The sequence below is a fragment of the Sphingomonas sp. NIC1 genome, from assembly GCF_001638925.1.
Taxonomy (GTDB): domain Bacteria; phylum Pseudomonadota; class Alphaproteobacteria; order Sphingomonadales; family Sphingomonadaceae; genus Sphingomonas; species Sphingomonas aquatilis.
Map to the genome: position 1 here is coordinate 2011660 of NZ_CP015521.1, position 16954 is coordinate 2028613.

Here is a 16954-nt window from a genome sequence, read left to right on the forward strand (position 1 = left end):
CGTCCCAAGCCAAAGCACGCCGCCCTTGCTTGTGCAGGGCCGCCGCCCCGCCTAGACGCGCGGCGATGCTGCCTGCGCTCGCCCATATCGACACCTGGATCTTCGATCTGGACAACACGCTCTATCCGGCGCGCGCGAACCTGTTCGCGCAGATCGACCAACGGATGACCGATTATGTCGCGCGCCTGCTTGAGCTGCCGTGGGACGAGGCGCGCCGGTTGCAGAAGGACTATTTCCACCGCCACGGCACGACCCTGACCGGGCTGATGGCGGAACATCACGTCGATCCGCACGATTTCCTGGCCGATGTGCATGCGATCGAGATGGACGTGCTGGAGGCCGACGCCCCGCTCGCCGCCGCGATCGCGCAACTTCCGGGCCGCAAGCTCGTCTTCACCAACGGCGACAAGCCCTATGCGCTGCGCGTCCTCGACCGCCTCGGCCTGGGCGACGCGTTCGAGGCGGTGCATGACATTCATGCGATGGATCTGGTGCCGAAACCGCACGCCTCGGCCTATGCCGGCCTCTGCGCCGCCTTCGGCATCGACCCCACCCGCGCAATCTTCTTCGAAGACATGGCGCGCAACCTCACGCCCGCCAAGGCGATCGGCATGACCACGGTCTGGATCGACAACGGCTCCGAACAGGGGCCGGAGGACGCGCGCGACCATATCGATTTCACCGTCCACGACCTCGCGCCGTGGCTGCAACATGTCATGGAGGCATCATGAGCCAGGATCTTCAGCCCATCATCGATTCCGCGTGGGAGGCTCGCGCCGATCTGGGCTTCGGCACGATGGGCGAGGTGCGTAATGCGGTCGATAGCGCGCTCGCACTGCTCGACGCCGGCACGGCGCGCGTCGCCGAACCGGACGGCAATGGCGGCTGGCGCGTCAACCAGTGGCTCAAGAAGGCGGTGCTGCTCTCGTTCCGCCTCAACGACAACAGCCTGATCGATAACGGCCCCGGCGCCGGCCATTGGTTCGACAAGGTGCCCTCGAAGTTCTCGGGCTGGAGCGAGGCGGAATTCCGCGCCGCCGGCTTCCGCGCCGTCCCCGGCAGCGTCGTGCGCCGTGGCGCCTATGTCGCGCCCGGCGCGATCCTGATGCCGAGCTTCGTCAACATCGGCGCCTATGTCGGCGAAGGCACGATGGTCGACACTTGGGCGACCGTCGGCAGCTGCGCGCAGATCGGCAAGAACGTCCACCTGTCGGGCGGCGCCGGCATCGGCGGCGTGCTCGAACCGCTCCAGGCCGATCCCGTCATCATCGGCGACGGCGCCTTCATCGGCGCCCGCGCCGAGGTCGCCGAGGGCGTCCGCGTCGGCGAAGGTGCGGTGCTGTCGATGGGCGTCTATCTCGGCGCCTCGACCAAGATCGTCGACCGCGAGACGGGCGAAGTCTTCAAGGGCGAAGTGCCGCCCTATGCCGTCGTCGTGCCGGGCTCGATGGGCGGCGGTGACGGCAAACCGTCCCTCTACTGCGCCGTCATCGTCAAGCGCGTCGACGCCCAGACGCGCAGCAAGACCAGCATCAACGACCTGCTGAGGGACTGAGTCTCCACCCAACCCACTCCGTCATTCCCGCGAAGGCGGGAATCCAGACGCGCTATCGTCTCGATTCTATCGCTGACGTCAGAGGTTATGGATCCCCGCCTTCGCGGGGATGACGAATGGGGCGCACCGCCGCCGCCCGGTCGAATCAGCGTTGTACCCCGCCCCGCCAGCGTCTATCAGGCCCGTTATACACGTTAAACGGAAGGCTCCCATGTCCGACGCCAGCACGCTCCTCGACCGGGTTCTCGTCCTCGAAATGGTGCGTGTCACCGAAGCGGCGGCGATCGCCGCCTCGACGTTGACCGGGCGCGGCGATGAAAAGGCGGCGGATGCCGCGGCGGTCGAAGCGATGCGCGCCGCGCTCAACGAACTCGACATCGACGGCACCGTCGTGATCGGCGAGGGCGAGCGCGACGAGGCGCCGATGCTGTTCATCGGGGAAAAGGTCGGCAGCGGCAACGGCCCGGCGATCGACATCGCGCTCGATCCGCTGGAAGGCACGACGATCTGCGCCAAGGCCGGCCCCAACAGCCTCGCGGTGCTCGCCATCGCCGAAGCCGGCGGCCTGCTCAACGCGCCCGACGTCTATATGGACAAGATCGCAGTCGGCCCGGGCCTCCCCGCCGGCGTCATCGACCTCGACAAGTCGCCGACCGAGAATATCAAGGCGATCGCCGCGGCCAAGGGCGTCGCCCCCAATGAGATCATCGCCTGCGTCCTCGACCGCCCGCGCCACGAAGCGCTGATCGCCGAGCTGCGCAGCCTTGGCGTCGGCGTGATGCTGATCGGCGACGGCGACGTCGCCGGCGTCATCGCGACCGCCGATCCCGACACGACCATCGACGTCTACATGGGCTCGGGCGGCGCGCCGGAAGGCGTCCTGGCCTGCGCCGCGCTGCGCTGCGTCGGTGGCCAGTTCAAGGGCCGGCTGCTGTTCCGCAACGACGACGAACGCGCCCGCGCCCGCAAATGGGGCATCGCCGACCTCGACAAGCAATACGACCTCGAGGAACTGGCCAAGGGCGACTGCATCTTCGCCGCGACCGGCGTCACCGACGGTTCGCTGCTCGAGGGCGTCAAGCGCCGCAAGGGCAAGATGACCACCGAAAGCGTCGTCATGCGCGCCTCCACCGGCACCGTCCGCTGGGTCAAGGGCGAGCACCGCACGGCATAAAAGGGCAGGGGGGAGGGACCCGTCTCCCTCCTCCGTTCGCCCTGAGCCTGTCGAAGGGCGGATCGCCCCGAGCACCGCCCATGCGTGTGGACAGCCGCCCTTCGACAGGCTCAGGGCGAACGGCGCGCATCGGGACGGCTCCCCGCGCGCGCCAACTGGCCCACGGCTTTCGCGCGCAAAGGCGCAGAGGACGCAGAGCCGATATCGCGCGACAGCGCGCCTACACCCTCCCAAAGCATCGCGACCAACGCCGCCGCACCCGCGCCCCCTCCGCGTCCTCCGCGCCTCTGCGCGCACCCCTCTTCTCTTCGCGTCTTCGCGCCCCCGTGTCGTCGCGCGAACCGAAACCCCGCTCACCCCCCGTTCACCCGCGCGCCGCTAACCACCCGTCGCATGCCTGCCAGCGTCCGTCGTTTGCCCGTGACCCCGCCGCCCGGCCCGCCTATGATCGCTCGCGTGCCTGCCCTGAAGCGCCTCGTCATCGCCGCCGCCGCCAGCGTGCTGCTGGCCGCCCAGCCGGCCTATGCCCAGTCGATCCTGCGCGATGCCGAGACGGAGGCGATGTTCGCCGACATGTCCACGCCGCTGGTCAAGGCGGCGGGCCTGTCGCCGCGCGACGTCAAGGTCGTCCTGATCAACGACGATTCGATCAACGCCTTCGTCGCCGGCGGCCAGACCGTCTACGTCCATTCGGGCCTGCTCCAGGCGGCGACCAGCGCCAACCAGGTGCAGGGCGTCATCGCGCACGAACTGGGGCATATTGCCGACGGGCACGTCGTCCTCGCCGATGCCGGCATCAAGCCCGCCATGCACATCACGCTTCTGTCGATGGTCCTCGGCCTCGCCGCCGTCGCGGCCGGCGCGGGCGAGGCGGGGGCGGGGCTGATGGCGCTCGGCCAGCAGGCCGGCATGGGCAAGTATCTCTCGTTCAGCCGGACGCAGGAATCCTCCGCCGACGCCGCCGGCGCGCGCTTCCTCACCACCGCCGGGATCACGGGGAAGGGGATGCTCACCTTCTTCAAGACGTTGCAGCAGCAGGAATATCGCTACGGCGTCGAGAATATCGATCCGTTCATGCAGACCCACCCGCTGTCGGGCGAGCGTATCGCCAATCTGACCGCGGTGCTCACCGCCGCGCCGTCGTGGAACACGCCGTCCGATCCGGCGCTCGAGGAACGCTTCCGCCGCGTGAAGGCGAAGCTCGAAGGCTATGTCATGCCGCCCGAACGCACGCTGCGCGACTTCCCCGACACCGACACCAGCATCTACGCGCATTACGCCCGCGCCTATGCCTATCATAAGGCCGGCTATCCCGACAAAGCCGACGCCGAATCGCTGGCGCTGATCAAGGCCAAGCCCGACGATCCCTATTTCCAGGAAATCCGCGGCCAGATCCTGCTCGAAGCCGGCAAGCCCGCCGACGCCATCGCGCCCCTGCGCGCCGCGACCGAAGGCTCGCGCAACAACCCGCTGATCGCCACCACCTTCGGCCACGCGCTGATCGCGACCGAGGACAAGACGCATTATCCCGAGGCGATCCGCGTGCTGCGCGTCGCCACGGGCCGCGACGATCAGAACCCCTTCGCCTGGTATCAGCTCGGCACCGCCTACGAACTGACCGGCGACACCGCGCGCGCCGCGCTCGCCACCGCGGAGCGCGCGAGCATGGACGGCGACATGCGCACCGCCGCGCAGAGCGCGCGCTACGCGCTCGCCAATATCCCGAAAAACACGCCCGACTGGATTCGGGCGCAGGACATCGCCATGGCCGCACAGAACGACATGGACGACAACCCCAAGAAATATAAGAAGAGATGACCCGATACACTTTCCCGCTGATCGCGGCTCTCGGTGCCGTGATCGGCGCCGGAGCCGTTTGGAGCTACGATCGCTTCGCCTCGCCGGGCGGCCCCGACCAGGCGCGGATCGAGCGCGTCGTCCACGATTACGTCCTCAGCCATCCCGAGATCATCCCGCAGGCGATGCAGAAGCTGCAGGATCAGCAATCGGGCCAGGCCGTCGCCGCCAACCGCCGCGACATCGAAACCCCGTTCGGCAGCGCCTGGGCGGGCAATCCCAAGGGCGACGTCACGCTGGTCGAATATTTCGACTATAATTGCGGCTATTGCCGCGCCTCGCTGCCGATGATCGCCGACCTCATCAAGCGCGACCCCAAGCTGCGCGTCGTCTACCGCGACCTGCCGATCCTGTCCGACGAAAGCCGCGTCGCCGCCCGCGCCAGCCTGCTCGCGGCGCAGCAGGGCAAGTTCCAGGCCTTCCACGACGCGCTCTATGCCGGCGGCCCGGTCAGCGACGCTTCGATCCAGACGGCGGCAGCGAAGGCGGGCGTCAGCCTGTCCGGCCTGCAAAGCCCGGTCATCACCGCCGAAATCGCCAAGAACATGCAGACCGCGGTCAAGCTCGGCATGAACGGCACCCCCAGCTGGGTCGTCGGCGACCGCATCCTGTCGGGCGCGCTGCCGATCGAGGAGATCGAAAAGGCGATTGCGGCGGCGCGGGCGCGGTAGGCGGACCGGCCGTCGTATTAGCACTTTGTCAAAGTCCGGAATGCTAGTCCTGTCGAAAGGACATTTCATGACGGTCTTCAAGCGCTTGCATTTCGACCGGTCGCTATCACAGCGGTTCACGGCACCGCGAACGATCCTGCTGGCGACGCTCGCGATCGTCCTTGCGCAGCTGACCGCCTACGCCCTGATCCACGCCAGTCGCGAACAGCGGACCCGGTTTGACGCGCATGCCGCCGCGCTCGCCGATCTGTCGCGTGCCCTGTCCAACGCCGAGGATGCGCTCCACAACGTCGCGGGCGTCCGCCACGACGGCAAGGCGATCGCGCAATTCTACACCTCGCTCCGCGACGTCGAAATGATCGTGCCGCGCCTGCGCATCGACCAGCGCAGCTATGCGCTGGACCCGGGCATCCACGGCGAAATCCAGACGCTGGTGCAGGGGTGGCGCCGCACCGTCGCCGCTTATGAAACGCACGATGACGCGCGCGCGGTCGGCATCCTCACGCTGCCCGCCGCCGAACGGGCGATGGAGGAAGTGCAGGCATCGGTCGGGCGTGCGATCGATCGCAGCCGGGCGGATGCCGCGGCCGCATCGCAGCGCATCTGGACGATCTTCAACCTGTTGTTCTGGTTTCAGATCGCGTCGGTGATCCTGCTCGCGCTGGCGATCGGCCGGTCCTACCGCCGCGTGATCGCCGAATCGCGCGGCCGCCTGGATGCGATGACCAGCGAAGCGGCGACCCGGCGTCGGCTGGAGCTGCTGTTCGGCATGCACGACATGCTACAGGCGGCGGAGGATCATCGCGATGCGAACCTGATCCTGTCGGCGACCGCGTCGCAGCTCGCGCCGAGCGTGCTGGGCGCGCTGTACGTCTTCAACAATTCGGGCGACCGGCTGCATTTGTCCACCCAATGGGGCGATGCGCGCGCCGACCAGCTATTGCCGATGACGATCACGCCCAACGAATGCTGGGCGCTGAAGCGGGGCAAGCCGCACGTCAACGGCGATGGCGACCAGTCGCTGCGCTGCATGCATGCGCACCACGGCGCGTCGGCCTCGATCGAGGTGCCGATGATCGCGCGCGGCAACATCCTCGGCATGCTGGTGATGGTCGCCCCGGAAGGCGAGTCCGCCGACACCGGCGAACTGCGCCTCGTCGCCACCGCGCTCGCCGATGGCATGTCGCTCGCGCTGTCGAACATCGCGCTGCGCGAACGCCTGCGCACCCAGGCGCTGCGCGACGGGCTGACCGGCCTGTACAATCGTCGCTACATGGAGGACGCGCTCGAACGGCTGTTCGACGGAAACGGCCCTGCCGCGCCCGCTTCGTCGATCATCATGATCGATCTCGATCACTTCAAGAGCATCAACGACGAACACGGGCACGCGGTCGGCGACAACATTTTGCGCGACGTTGGCCCGCTGCTGCTGGTCGGCCTGCGCAAGACCGACGTCGCCTGTCGCTATGGCGGCGAGGAACTCGTCGTCGTCCTGCCCAATTGCGATCACGACCACGCCGTCGCCCGTGCCGAGGTGATCCGCAGCCGGATCGCCGAACTGTCGAGCGCCTATAATTTCCCGATTTCGGCATCGCTCGGCGTCGCCACGTCGGAACGGCACGGCCGCACGATCCCGGCGCTGATGGCCGCCGCCGACGCCGCGCTCTACGACGCCAAATCTGCGGGCCGCAACCGGGTGATGAGTGCCGACCGCGCCCGCGACGCGATGGCGGACATCCCCCTCGCAGCGGAATGACGAACGGGCGCCGATCGCAGACGCATCGGTGCCCCCCCTTTTTCCAGCCGCGTCAGCACCCTATCTCCCGCCCCGCAAAGGGGGCGCAACGATGCCGGAACCGATCCTCGCCGTGTCCGGCGTGTCCAAGACCTATAAGGGCGGCTTCACCGCACTCCACAGCGTCGACCTGACGATCAACAAGGGCGAAATCTTCGCGCTGCTCGGCCCCAACGGCGCCGGCAAGACGACGCTGATCAGCATCATCTGCGGCATCGTCACGCCGTCGACCGGCACGATCCACGTCGCCGGGCATGACGCCATTGCCGACTACAAGGCCGCGCGCCGCCGCATCGGTCTCGTGCCGCAGGAACTGTCGGTCGACATGTTCGAAACCGTGCTCGCCACCGTCACCTTCTCGCGGCGGCTGTTCGGCCGGTCGGGCCACAGCGCTTATATCGAACAGATTCTCCGCGACCTGTCGCTGTGGGACAAGCGCGATGCCAAGATCATGGAGCTATCGGGCGGCATGAAGCGCCGCGTGCTGATCGCCAAGGCGCTGGCGCACGAACCCGAAATCCTGTTCCTCGACGAACCCACCGCCGGCGTCGACGTCGCGCTGCGCCGCGACATGTGGAAGCTGGTTCACGGCCTGCGGGAACGCGGCGTCACCATCATCCTGACGACGCATTACATCGAAGAGGCCGAGGAAATGGCCGACCGCGTCGGCGTCATCAACAAGGGGCAGCTGCTGCTGGTCGACGAGAAATCGGCGCTGATGAAGAAGCTCGGCAAGCGCGAACTCGACCTCGCTCTGGTCGAACCGCTGTCGGCGGTGCCCGACGGCCTCGACCGCTGGCACCTCAGCCTCGAAAACGACGGCAAGACGCTGCGCTACGTCTTCGACGCGACCGAGGAACACACCGGCATCCCCTCGCTGCTTCGCGAACTCTCCGCACGCGACATCGCGTTCAAGGACCTCGAAACCTCGAAATCGAGCCTCGAGGACATCTTCGTCGACCTGGTGGGCGAGCGGGCATGAGCGCGCAAAACACCGTCGTCGGCGCGACTTTTGTGACTTTCCGAAAGGCGGGCCGCGCATGAATCTCCACGGCGTCTGGGCGATCTATCGTTTCGAAATGGCCCGCGCATTGCGCACGCTCTGGCAGAGCCTCGTCGCGCCGGTGCTCACCACCAGCCTCTATTTCATCGTCTTCGGCGGCGCGATCGGCAGCCGGATGCAGACGGTGGACGGCGTCGGCTACGGCAGCTTCATCGTGCCGGGCCTCATCATGCTGAGCCTGCTCACGCAGAGCGTCGGCAATGCCTCGATCGGCATCTATTTCCCCAAATTCACCGGCACGATCTTCGAACTGCTCTCCGCCCCCGTCTCGGCGATGGAGATGGTCTTGGGCTATGTCGGCGCGGCGGCGACCAAGTCGGTCGTGCTGGGGATCATCATCCTCGCGACGTCGGCCTTCTTCGTGCCGATCCGCGTCGATCATCCCGCCGCGATGGTCGCGTTCCTGCTGCTCACCGCGATCGCGTTCAGCCTGTTCGGCTTCATCCTCGGCATCTGGGCGAAGAGCTTCGAACAATTGAACTTCGTGCCGATGCTGCTGATCACCCCGCTGACGTTCCTGGGCGGCAGCTTCTATTCGATCGACATGCTGCCCCAGCCGTGGCGGACGGTCAGCCTGTTCAACCCGGTCGTCTATCTGGTCAGCGGCTTCCGCTGGAGCTTCTTCGGCAAGGGCGACGTCGACATCGCCGTAAGCCTCGGCGTCACCTTGGGCTTCCTGATCGTCTGCCTCGCGATTATCGCCTGGATCTTCAAAAGCGGCTGGCGCCTGAAGAACTGACCCCGTCGATGCCTGCCAAGCCCCATGGTCAGTCCTCCCCCGCCAGGGGGAGGTGGCGCCGCCGAAGGCGGTGACGGAAGGGGCGGACAGGGACGTCTCCGGAGACGAAGCGCTACCCTTACCTCCACCTCCGTGATGCCTGCGGCATGCCACCTCCCCTTGGCGGGGGAGGATGTATCTAATTTCGGGACTCGCCGCTCGGCCTCAATCCGCCGCCCGCACCCGCGACGCCACCCACGGCCGCAGCACCAGCGCGTTGAGATCGACCAGCGCATGCACCGCGATCGCCACCCACAGGCTGCCGGTTCCCATGTACAGCGCCGCGAGCAGGGCGCCGCCAATCAGGTTCGCTGCCATCCCCGCCCAGCCCTGATAGCGGTGCATCGCGGCAAAGGCGGCGGTGCCCACGCCCATCCCGACCGCGCCCGACCCGCAGGCCAGCGTCACGATCAGCGGCAGCCACAGCCGGAAGAACAGCTCCTCCGTCACCCCCGCCGACACCGCCAGCACCGCCGCCGGCCACAGATCGCCGTCGCGCCGCGGCAGCAGCGAGCTGGCATCGCCGATCGTCCACGGCCCGCGCCCGCGCCGCGCCCGCCACCAGGTCAGCGCCAGCCCCAGCGCGCTGCCGCCTGCCAGCCCCAGCGCGATCGTCGTCGGCGCAATCGCGCCCGGCGGCAGGCCGAGCGTCTGCGCCAGCGGCAGGAAGGCAAGCGGCATGCCGCCGATCGCCCCCAGACCCCCGATCGCCGCCAGCCCCGCCAGCGCCGGCAGGCCATATCCCAGCCACAGCCCCGACGCCCAGCGCAGGTGCCGCGCGGCAAAGCCGATCCGCCACCCCGCCATCAGCTGCCCGCGCCACAGGATTAGCGCCTGATAACCCAAGGTCAGGACGAGGAGGATCGCGACCAGCATCGCCGCCGCCTATCGGTTCGTGCTTCTTCGCACCAGTCCACCCGCCCACAGGCTGGCAAGCGCGGCCAAAGCCGTGTAGATGCGCGCTCCAGTCTATGGCGTCCGATCCCCCCCGCACCAGCCGATTCACCGCCTTCCGCGACGCCGGCGGCGTGCGTGGCCTCGTCAGCCGCTCCTGGGGGCGCTGTTGGGTGAAGGGGCTTGCCATCCTCGCCGTGCTGGCGGTCGCCGGATACGGTGTGCTGTGGGTGACGGTGCTGCGGCAATTGCCCTCGGTCGACCAGCTGCGCAGCTACGAACCGCCATTGCCCACCAACGTGCGCGGCGCCGACGGCGCGCCGATCCAGTCCTACGCCCGCGAACGCCGCGTCGAGTTGAGCTACGCCGAATATCCGCCGCTGCTCGTCCGCGCCTTCCTGGCGGCGGAGGACAAGACCTTCTTCGAACATCACGGCGTCGACTATCCGGGCCTCGGCGGCGCGGTGATCGATTACGTGCGCAAGTTCGGCACCGGCCGCCGTGCCAAGGGCGGATCGACCATCACGCAACAGGTCGCCAAGAACCTGCTGATCGGCAACGAATATTCGCCGACGCGCAAGTTCAAGGAAGCGATCCTCGCCTATAAGATCGAGGACACGCTCACCAAGCCGCAGATCCTGGAGCTGTACCTCAACCAGATCGCGCTTGGCCGAAACGCCTTTGGCGTCGAGGCGGCGAGCCATGCCTATTTCGACAAGGAGCTGAACGAGCTTGATCTCGCGCAGCTCGCCTATCTCGCGATCCTGCCCAAGGGGCCGTCGAACTACGATCCCGTCCGCCACGCCGATCGCGCGCTCGCCCGCCGCAATTACGTGCTGGGCGAGATGCTGAAGAACGGCTTCATCACGCAGGCCCAGCACGATCAGGCGGTGTCCGAACCGCTCGGCACCATCCTGCGCCGCACGCCGAAATACGAACGCGTCGGCGGCTATTTCGTCGAGGAGGTCCGCCGCCAGCTGATCGACAAGTTCGGCGAGACCGAGCGCGACGGCCCGTTCAGCGTCTACGCCGGCGGCCTGTGGGTGCGCACCAGCCTCGACACGCGGCTACAGGACCTCGCCGCGCAGGCGCTGCGCGACGGCCTGCTGCGCTACGATTCGGGGCGCGGCTGGTCCGGCCCGTTGCGCCACGTCGACCTCGACGATGCGGACGGCTGGTTGCAGCCGTTGCTCAACACCAACATCGGCCTCGACTATAAGGACTGGCGCGCGGCCATCGTGATCGCGCGCGAGGGCGATGCGTGGCAGATCGGCTTCGCGGACGGGAAGACCGGCACGCTGCCGCGCGGCGCGGCGCAGATGCCCGTCCGGGGCAAGGGCGGCACCGCCTTCGCCGCGCTGAAGGCCGGCGACATCATCGCCGTCGCGCCGCAGGGCGGCAGCTACGCCATCCGCTCGGTGCCGAAGATCAGCGGCGGCTTCGTCGTCGAAGAGCCGCAGACCGGCCGCGTGCTCGCGATGCAGGGCGGGTTCGACAGCCGCTTGCAGGCGTTCAACCGCGCGACGCAGGCGATGCGCCAGCCCGGATCGACCATCAAGCCGATCGTCTATTCCGCCGCGCTGGAAAACGGCATGACGCCCGCCAGCATCATCGTCGACGGCCCGTTCTGCGTCTACCAGGGCGCGCGGCTGGGCCAGAAGTGCTTCCGCAACTTCGGCAATTCGCGCGGGGCGGGGCCGCACACGATGCGCTGGGGCATCGAACAGTCGCGCAACCTGATGACCGTCCGCGCCGCCGCGACCACCGGCATGCCGCGCGTCGTCGACGTGATGAAGCGGATGGGCGTCGGTGATTACCAGCCCTATCTCGCCAATGCGCTGGGCGCGGGTGTCACCACCGTCAGCCGCATGGTCAATGCCTATGCGACGCTCATCAACCAGGGCCGCGCGCATGCACCCACGCTGATCGACTTCGTGCAGGACCGCCACGGCAAGGTCATCTGGCCGGAAAACTGGCGCGGGTGCGACGGCTGCAACGCGCCCGACTATAATGGCAAGCCGATGCCGCGCCCCGGCGACCGCACGCGCCAGGCGATCGATCCGCTCACCGCCTATCAGATGGTCCACATCACCGAAGGCGTCATCCAGCGCGGCACCGCCGTCGTGCTGCGCGACCTCGACCGGCCGATGATGGGCAAGACCGGCACGACGACCGGGCCGACCGACGTCTGGTTCGTCGGCGGCACGCCGCAGTTCATCGGCGGCCTCTACGTCGGCTACGACACGCCCTCGAACCTCGGCGGCTATGCGCAGGGCGGCACCTTCGCCGCGCCGATCTTCAAGGAATTCGCGGTCAAGGCCTATGAGGGGCTCGACAAGATCCCCTTCCGCGCCCCCGCCGGCATCCGCATGGTCCGCATCGATCGCGCCACCGGCCGCCCGGTCTACGGCACCTTCCCGACCGACACCGATCCCAAGGCGGCGGTGATCTGGGAAGCGTTCAAGCCGCAGAGCGAGCCGCGCCGCGCGATCCATCGCGGGCCCACCCCCGCCGCGACCGCCACCGCCGCCGCCCCGCAACGCGCCACCAACACGCAGCGCGACAGCGATTTCTTGCAAAGGGAAGGCGGAATCTACTAGCGAACATTCTGTTCGTCACCCCGGCGCAGGCTGGGATCTTCCTCGTGGGGCACCATCTTTGCCGCATGAGATGTCAGCCTTCGCTGGCATGACGTTTGGTTTTGGAGAAGTTTCATGCGCGCCGAAGCGCAGTCCCACGTCGACCGTATCAATGACGCGCTGGCGCTGCTGCGCCGGTTCCTCGATTGGGACCGCGCGCTGCGCCGCCTCGACGAGCTGAACGCGCGCGTCGAGGACCAGGCGCTGTGGAACGACCCCAAGGCCGCGCAGGAGGTGATGCGCGAACGCCGCCGCCTGGACGAGGCGATCACCGCCACCCGCGCCATCCAGTCCGAGATGGACGACACCGTCGAACTGATCGAAATGGCCGAGGCCGAGGGCGACACCGCGATGGAGCAGGAGGGCGTCGAGGCGCTCGCTGCGCTGGCGGAACGCGCCGACCACGACAAGATCCAGGCGCTGCTGGCGGGCGAGGCCGACGCCAACGACACCTATATCGAGATCAACTCGGGCGCCGGCGGCACCGAGAGCCAGGACTGGGCGGGCATGCTCCAGCGCATGTACACGCGCTGGGCCGAACGCCGCGGTATGAAGGTCGAGCTGATCGACTATCACGCCGGCGAGGCGGCGGGCATCAAGTCCGCGACGCTGCTGGTGAAGGGCGAGAACGCTTATGGCTATGCCAAGACCGAAAGCGGCGTCCACCGCCTCGTCCGCATCAGCCCGTACGACAGCGCCGCACGCCGCCACACCAGCTTCTCCAGCGTCTGGGTTTATCCGGTGATCGACGACAATATCGTCGTCGACTACAACGAAAGCGACCTGCGCATCGACACCTATCGCGCGTCGGGCGCCGGTGGCCAGCACATCAACACCACCGATTCGGCGGTGCGCATCACGCACATCCCGACCGGCATCGTCGTGCAGTGCCAGAACCAGCGCTCGCAGCACAAGAACAAGGCAGAGGCGTATAACCAGCTGCGCGCGCGCCTGTACGAACTGGAACTCCAAAAGCGCGAACAGGCTGCCAATGCCGAAAACGCCACCAAGACCGACATCGGCTGGGGCCATCAGATTCGCAGCTACGTGCTCCAGCCGTATCAGCTGGTGAAGGACCTGCGCACCGGCACCACCTCCACCGCGCCCGGCGACGTGCTCGACGGCGCGCTCGATCCGTTCATGGCCGCCGCGCTGTCGCAGCGCGTGACGGGTGAGAAGGTCGACGTGGAGGACGTGGATTGATCCGGCCTCGGGCCCGCGCCATCGCCGCCGCCACGGGGCTGTGCCTCGTCGCGTCCGCGTGCGACGGGTCCAAGCCGCTGCTGAAGCGCGACGACGCGCCCAGCCAGTTCCCGGTCGCCGACCGCCCCGTCGCGCATATCGTCTCGGCCCGCTGGTCGAACGAAGAGGCGCGCGATCGCCTCAACGAAGCGTCGGAGGTGATGGACAAGGCCGGCATCGCCAAGGGCATGACCGTCGCCGACATCGGCGCAGGGGAGGGCTATTACACCATCCGCCTCGCGCAGCGCGTCGGCGAACACGGCCGCGTGCTGGCCGAGGATATCGTCGCCAGCGTCCGCGATGCGCTGGCGGAACGCGTCGCCCGCGAAGACCTCGAAAACGTCGCCGTCCGCCTCGGCACCCCCGCCGACCCCAAGCTGCCCCCGGCCAGCTTCGACCGCGTCCTCATGGTCCACATGTACCACGAGATCGAACAACCCTACGAATTCCTCTGGCGCCTGCGGCCATCATTGAAGCCCGAAGGCCTGGTCGTCGTCGTCGACGCCAACCGCCAGACCAAGAACCACGGCACGCCGCCCGCGCTGCTGAAATGCGAGTTCGAGGCGGTCGGCTACCGCCAGGTCGCGATGACCGACATGCCGTCCGCCGGCGGCTATATGGCGACGTTCAAGGCGGTCGGCCCCCGGCCGGAGCCGGAAGCGATCAAGCCGTGCGTGATGCGGGATTGATATGGACGGCCGTTCCTGACCAATCACCTCGATCACTAAGAACTCGTGAAGATGGTTGTCGTTGGATCTAAACTAATTGATCCAAGCGTTGCGCGCTCTATACTCCCTCAAAATTGATTTGAAAGGCGAGAGTATGGCCAGCGCGGCGCCAGAGGTTAATGTAAAGGGCGAACCAGTAGAGCGGGTCTACGGAAATTATGCCGCCCGCCGTTATGTCGTGAATAGGCGTTATCAGCGTAAACTGATTTTGACGTTAGACGAGAAGCAGAAATTCATAGATTCCGTTGTAAGGGGTTATCCAGTCCCGATCATTCTTCTTGCTGAAAGTACTCAGAAGGAAGGAGGCTCCTTAGAAATTATTGACGGTATGCAACGCCTCGATGCGATCGTGTCTTTCATTGGAAATAAGTACCCAGTGAACGGCATGTTTTTTGATTTGAACACTATAGCAGTAACTAAGGATTTGCTCGACAGGGGTGATTTAATTCAACGTCAGCCCGTGATGAAGCGGTCGGATTGCGTTCGAATTGCATCATATCCTCTGCCGCTTTCGATTTATGAATTTACCGATGAGGGCGCTGTCGATACCGTCTTTCGTCGGATTAATTCGGGCGGACGGCAACTGTCTCGTCAGGAGCTGCGTTCTGCTGGCTCCGCCGGTGAATTTGCCACCGCTGTTCGCAGGGTATCAGCGAAAGTTCGCGGCGATGACTCAGCGTCCGACGTTTTAAAACTAAACGATATGCAGGCGATAAGTATAACTAACAAAGATCTCGAATACGGAATTGATATTGAGTCCGTTTTTTGGGTGTCTCAAGGAATACTTTCGCGAGATATGGTGCGTCAAAGCCGAGATGAGGAACTTGTCGCCGATCTGATAGCTTACATGGTAAGTCCGGAGCCTGTCGCTTCGAGGATGGAGCATCTAGACGATTACTTTGGAATGGATTTGGAGGGTGCAGGGGCTGAGAGGTATGCAGCTATAGAAAATGCGGTAAGTGCTCGCAGTCAAAGCCTTGTTGTTATCGATTTCCAGCGTGTTCTTGATCAGATTAATATTACTTTGGAGTACGCGCAAAAAACGTTTACCCAGCTAATTTTTGATAAACCGCAATCTGCATCTCCACGGTATTTTCAATTGGTGTTTCTAGCTTTCCATCATCTCATCATTGAGAAAAATCTTGATGTCAGCGACCGAGATATGTTGGTTAAAGCTCTGGTCGGATGTGGCGAACAAGTAGTTGTTCAGGAGGGCGGTAGGTGGGGTGCCGACAATCGTGAGAAAGCAATTTCTTCGGTAGTTGGTATGATCCAAAAAGCCTTTGCGCCATCAAATACCACCGATCCTGCGCAAATACATTGGATAAACCAGTTTCAAAATCTATTGCGGCAGTCGTACACTGAGCAGGCCGCATATGATTTCAAGTAAGGTTTAATGGCTCTGGATGCTACGCCCACATTTGACGTTTCTTCTTTTGAGAAGATTATGAAGACATGCGTAGCAATATCGAACATTGGCCGCGGGCATAAGGGTTATGTTTTAGTCGGCGTAGCCGAGGGCGCAGGAACTGCGGCTAGGGTCGAGGCCATATTCGGGGCTAAAGCCCGTCCGTTTGACAACTTTTACGTTGTTGGAGTCGAGCATGAGGCATTGGCCCTTAAAAAGAATCAAGATCAGTTTTTTCAGATGATTGTCGATCGTGTCACCGCAAGCTCAATATCGGAACCCCTGCGGTCTTATATCACGTCTCACATAAAACCTGTGCGTTACTATGACAAAACGGTTTACGTTTTTGAGGTCTGTGGCCAAGAGAATCCAAGCCTTTATGGGAACACTTATTACGAGCGGCGTGGTGCCCAATTGCATGAGGTTCAAGCTGCAGAATTTCCAAACCTATTTTCTCGATATGCAGCCGGATAGCCCTTTGTTCATTCTACGGCTGCCATGAGATAAAGGTCTGGGGCGGGAGCGCAGTAGAGCGATCCCGCCCCTTCCAATTCCACCCCACCCACCCCACATACGCCTTATGCCGCGAGCGCTTTGCCCCGCCGCCCCCTTCCAGTTTCCGGTTCGAAAATGCGGGTCCCCGATCCCGCACGTTACGTATCGTCCACATCGTCCACTTTGGAACCCGCGGTACGGGCCCGCCGCGTCCGAATCCGCGGCCGACTCACACCATCCCGAGCGCGCGCAGGCTGGTGATGCGGTCGCCCGCCAGGATCAGATGGTCGAGCAACTCCACCTCCACCGCCGCGCACACACGGGCAAGGGCGCGGGTGTAGGCGAGGTCGGCGGGGCTGGGGGTGGCGTCGCCGCTCGGGTGGCCGTGGCCCAGGATCAGCGCGGCGGCGTCATGCGTCAGCGCGCCCGCGATCACCATGCGCAGCGACAGCGCGACCGACGCCCGCCCGCCGCCGACATCGATGCGGCCCAGAAGCCTCCGTTTCGGATCGAGATACAGCACCGCCGCGCCCTCCACCGCGCCCTCCGCCAGCCCGGCGAACAGCCGCGCCGCCGCCGCGACGCCGGTCACCACCGGGGCGCGGGCCGCGGCGGGCACGGGGGCCATGACCGGGAAGGGGGGCGTCGTCGTCAC

The 16954-nt window shown here is 65.6% G+C and carries 15 protein-coding genes; 13 read left to right on the top strand and 2 right to left on the bottom strand.

Features of this window, described 5'->3' with window-relative positions; translation table 11 throughout:
* Positions 1 to 65 precede the first annotated feature (65 nt).
* From A7E77_RS09650 to A7E77_RS09685, 8 genes are all read left to right on the top strand, one after another.
* Positions 66 to 731 (top strand): pyrimidine 5'-nucleotidase, encoded by a 666-nt coding sequence (locus tag A7E77_RS09650; RefSeq protein WP_063687551.1) that lies wholly within the window; start codon positions 66 to 68, stop codon positions 729 to 731.
* Positions 728 to 1555 (top strand): 2,3,4,5-tetrahydropyridine-2,6-dicarboxylate N-succinyltransferase, encoded by an 828-nt coding sequence (gene dapD / locus A7E77_RS09655; protein ID WP_043059883.1) that lies wholly within the window; start codon positions 728 to 730, stop codon positions 1553 to 1555. Before A7E77_RS09650 ends, dapD begins: the two co-directional genes overlap by 4 nt.
* Positions 1556 to 1766: 211 nt before the next feature.
* Positions 1767 to 2729, top strand: a complete 963-nt coding sequence (glpX, locus tag A7E77_RS09660) for a class II fructose-bisphosphatase (protein WP_043059882.1) — start codon at positions 1767 to 1769, stop codon at positions 2727 to 2729.
* A 444-nt stretch (positions 2730 to 3173) separates the two neighbouring features.
* The gene (locus tag A7E77_RS09665; RefSeq protein WP_063687553.1) at positions 3174 to 4547 is read left to right on the top strand and encodes a M48 family metalloprotease; all 1374 of its coding nucleotides are present in this window, start codon (positions 3174 to 3176) and stop codon (positions 4545 to 4547) included.
* Positions 4544 to 5257: a DsbA family protein gene (locus A7E77_RS09670; protein ID WP_063687555.1), complete on the top strand. Its 714-nt coding sequence runs from the start codon at positions 4544 to 4546 to the stop codon at positions 5255 to 5257. Before A7E77_RS09665 ends, A7E77_RS09670 begins: the two co-directional genes overlap by 4 nt.
* 67 nt (positions 5258 to 5324) lie before the next feature.
* Positions 5325 to 7013 (top strand): sensor domain-containing diguanylate cyclase, encoded by a 1689-nt coding sequence (locus tag A7E77_RS09675; RefSeq protein ID WP_226341705.1) that lies wholly within the window; start codon positions 5325 to 5327, stop codon positions 7011 to 7013.
* A gap of 91 nt (positions 7014 to 7104) precedes the next feature.
* Entirely contained in the window at positions 7105 to 8034 is a 930-nt protein-coding gene (locus A7E77_RS09680; protein ID WP_063687559.1) for an ABC transporter ATP-binding protein, read from the top strand.
* 58 nt (positions 8035 to 8092) lie between these two features.
* Positions 8093 to 8854 carry an ABC transporter permease gene (locus A7E77_RS09685; RefSeq protein ID WP_063687561.1) on the top strand — a complete coding sequence of 254 codons (762 nt, stop codon included), beginning with the start codon at positions 8093 to 8095 and terminating at the stop codon, positions 8852 to 8854.
* Positions 8855 to 9058: 204 nt separating this feature from the next.
* Here the strand turns inward: A7E77_RS09685 and A7E77_RS09690 are convergent, their stop codons facing one another.
* Positions 9059 to 9769, bottom strand: a complete 711-nt coding sequence (locus A7E77_RS09690) for a CPBP family intramembrane glutamic endopeptidase (protein ID WP_063687563.1) — start codon at positions 9767 to 9769, stop codon at positions 9059 to 9061.
* Between the two features lie 95 nt (positions 9770 to 9864).
* Here A7E77_RS09690 and A7E77_RS09695 point away from each other — a divergent pair, with 95 nt between their 5' ends.
* The 5 genes from A7E77_RS09695 to A7E77_RS18245 all read left to right on the top strand — a co-directional run bounded on the left by A7E77_RS09695 (position 9865) and on the right by A7E77_RS18245 (position 16278).
* Entirely contained in the window at positions 9865 to 12387 is a 2523-nt protein-coding gene (locus A7E77_RS09695; protein WP_063687565.1) for a penicillin-binding protein 1A, read from the top strand.
* 114 nt (positions 12388 to 12501) lie between these two features.
* Positions 12502 to 13629: a peptide chain release factor 2 gene (prfB, locus tag A7E77_RS09700; protein ID WP_063687567.1), complete on the top strand. Its 1128-nt coding sequence runs from the start codon at positions 12502 to 12504 to the stop codon at positions 13627 to 13629.
* Positions 13626 to 14357: a class I SAM-dependent methyltransferase gene (locus tag A7E77_RS09705; RefSeq protein WP_063687569.1), complete on the top strand. Its 732-nt coding sequence runs from the start codon at positions 13626 to 13628 to the stop codon at positions 14355 to 14357. Before prfB ends, A7E77_RS09705 begins: the two co-directional genes overlap by 4 nt.
* A 133-nt stretch (positions 14358 to 14490) precedes the next feature.
* Positions 14491 to 15786, top strand: coding sequence for a DUF262 domain-containing protein (locus A7E77_RS17350; protein WP_226341706.1), 1296 nt, complete (start codon positions 14491 to 14493; stop codon positions 15784 to 15786).
* A 6-nt stretch (positions 15787 to 15792) separates the two neighbouring features.
* On the top strand, positions 15793 to 16278 hold the full coding sequence (locus tag A7E77_RS18245) for a hypothetical protein (RefSeq protein ID WP_226341707.1): 486 nt from the start codon (positions 15793 to 15795) through the stop codon (positions 16276 to 16278).
* Positions 16279 to 16528: 250 nt separating this feature from the next.
* Here the strand turns inward: A7E77_RS18245 and A7E77_RS09710 are convergent, their stop codons facing one another.
* Complete coding sequence (locus tag A7E77_RS09710; protein WP_226341708.1) at positions 16529 to 16954, bottom strand: JAB domain-containing protein; 426 nt, start codon at positions 16952 to 16954, stop codon at positions 16529 to 16531.

What these genes read in the sequence shown, in the direction of transcription:
- A7E77_RS09650 (WP_063687551.1), top strand. Translation starts at nt 66, where the DNA reads ATGCTGCCTGCGCTCGCCCATATCGACACCTGGATCTTCGATCTGGAC.
- dapD (WP_043059883.1), top strand. Translation starts at nt 728, where the DNA reads ATGAGCCAGGATCTTCAGCCCATCATCGATTCCGCGTGGGAGGCTCGC.
- glpX (WP_043059882.1), top strand. Translation starts at nt 1,767, where the DNA reads ATGTCCGACGCCAGCACGCTCCTCGACCGGGTTCTCGTCCTCGAAATG.
- A7E77_RS09665 (WP_063687553.1), top strand. Translation starts at nt 3,174, where the DNA reads ATGATCGCTCGCGTGCCTGCCCTGAAGCGCCTCGTCATCGCCGCCGCC.
- A7E77_RS09670 (WP_063687555.1), top strand. Translation starts at nt 4,544, where the DNA reads ATGACCCGATACACTTTCCCGCTGATCGCGGCTCTCGGTGCCGTGATC.
- A7E77_RS09675 (WP_226341705.1), top strand. Translation starts at nt 5,325, where the DNA reads ATGACGGTCTTCAAGCGCTTGCATTTCGACCGGTCGCTATCACAGCGG.
- A7E77_RS09680 (WP_063687559.1), top strand. Translation starts at nt 7,105, where the DNA reads ATGCCGGAACCGATCCTCGCCGTGTCCGGCGTGTCCAAGACCTATAAG.
- A7E77_RS09685 (WP_063687561.1), top strand. Translation starts at nt 8,093, where the DNA reads ATGAATCTCCACGGCGTCTGGGCGATCTATCGTTTCGAAATGGCCCGC.
- A7E77_RS09690 (WP_063687563.1), bottom strand. Translation starts at nt 9,769, where the DNA reads ATGCTGGTCGCGATCCTCCTCGTCCTGACCTTGGGTTATCAGGCGCTA.
- A7E77_RS09695 (WP_063687565.1), top strand. Translation starts at nt 9,865, where the DNA reads ATGGCGTCCGATCCCCCCCGCACCAGCCGATTCACCGCCTTCCGCGAC.
- prfB (WP_063687567.1), top strand. Translation starts at nt 12,502, where the DNA reads ATGCGCGCCGAAGCGCAGTCCCACGTCGACCGTATCAATGACGCGCTG.
- A7E77_RS17350 (WP_226341706.1), top strand. Translation starts at nt 14,491, where the DNA reads ATGGCCAGCGCGGCGCCAGAGGTTAATGTAAAGGGCGAACCAGTAGAG.
- A7E77_RS18245 (WP_226341707.1), top strand. Translation starts at nt 15,793, where the DNA reads ATGGCTCTGGATGCTACGCCCACATTTGACGTTTCTTCTTTTGAGAAG.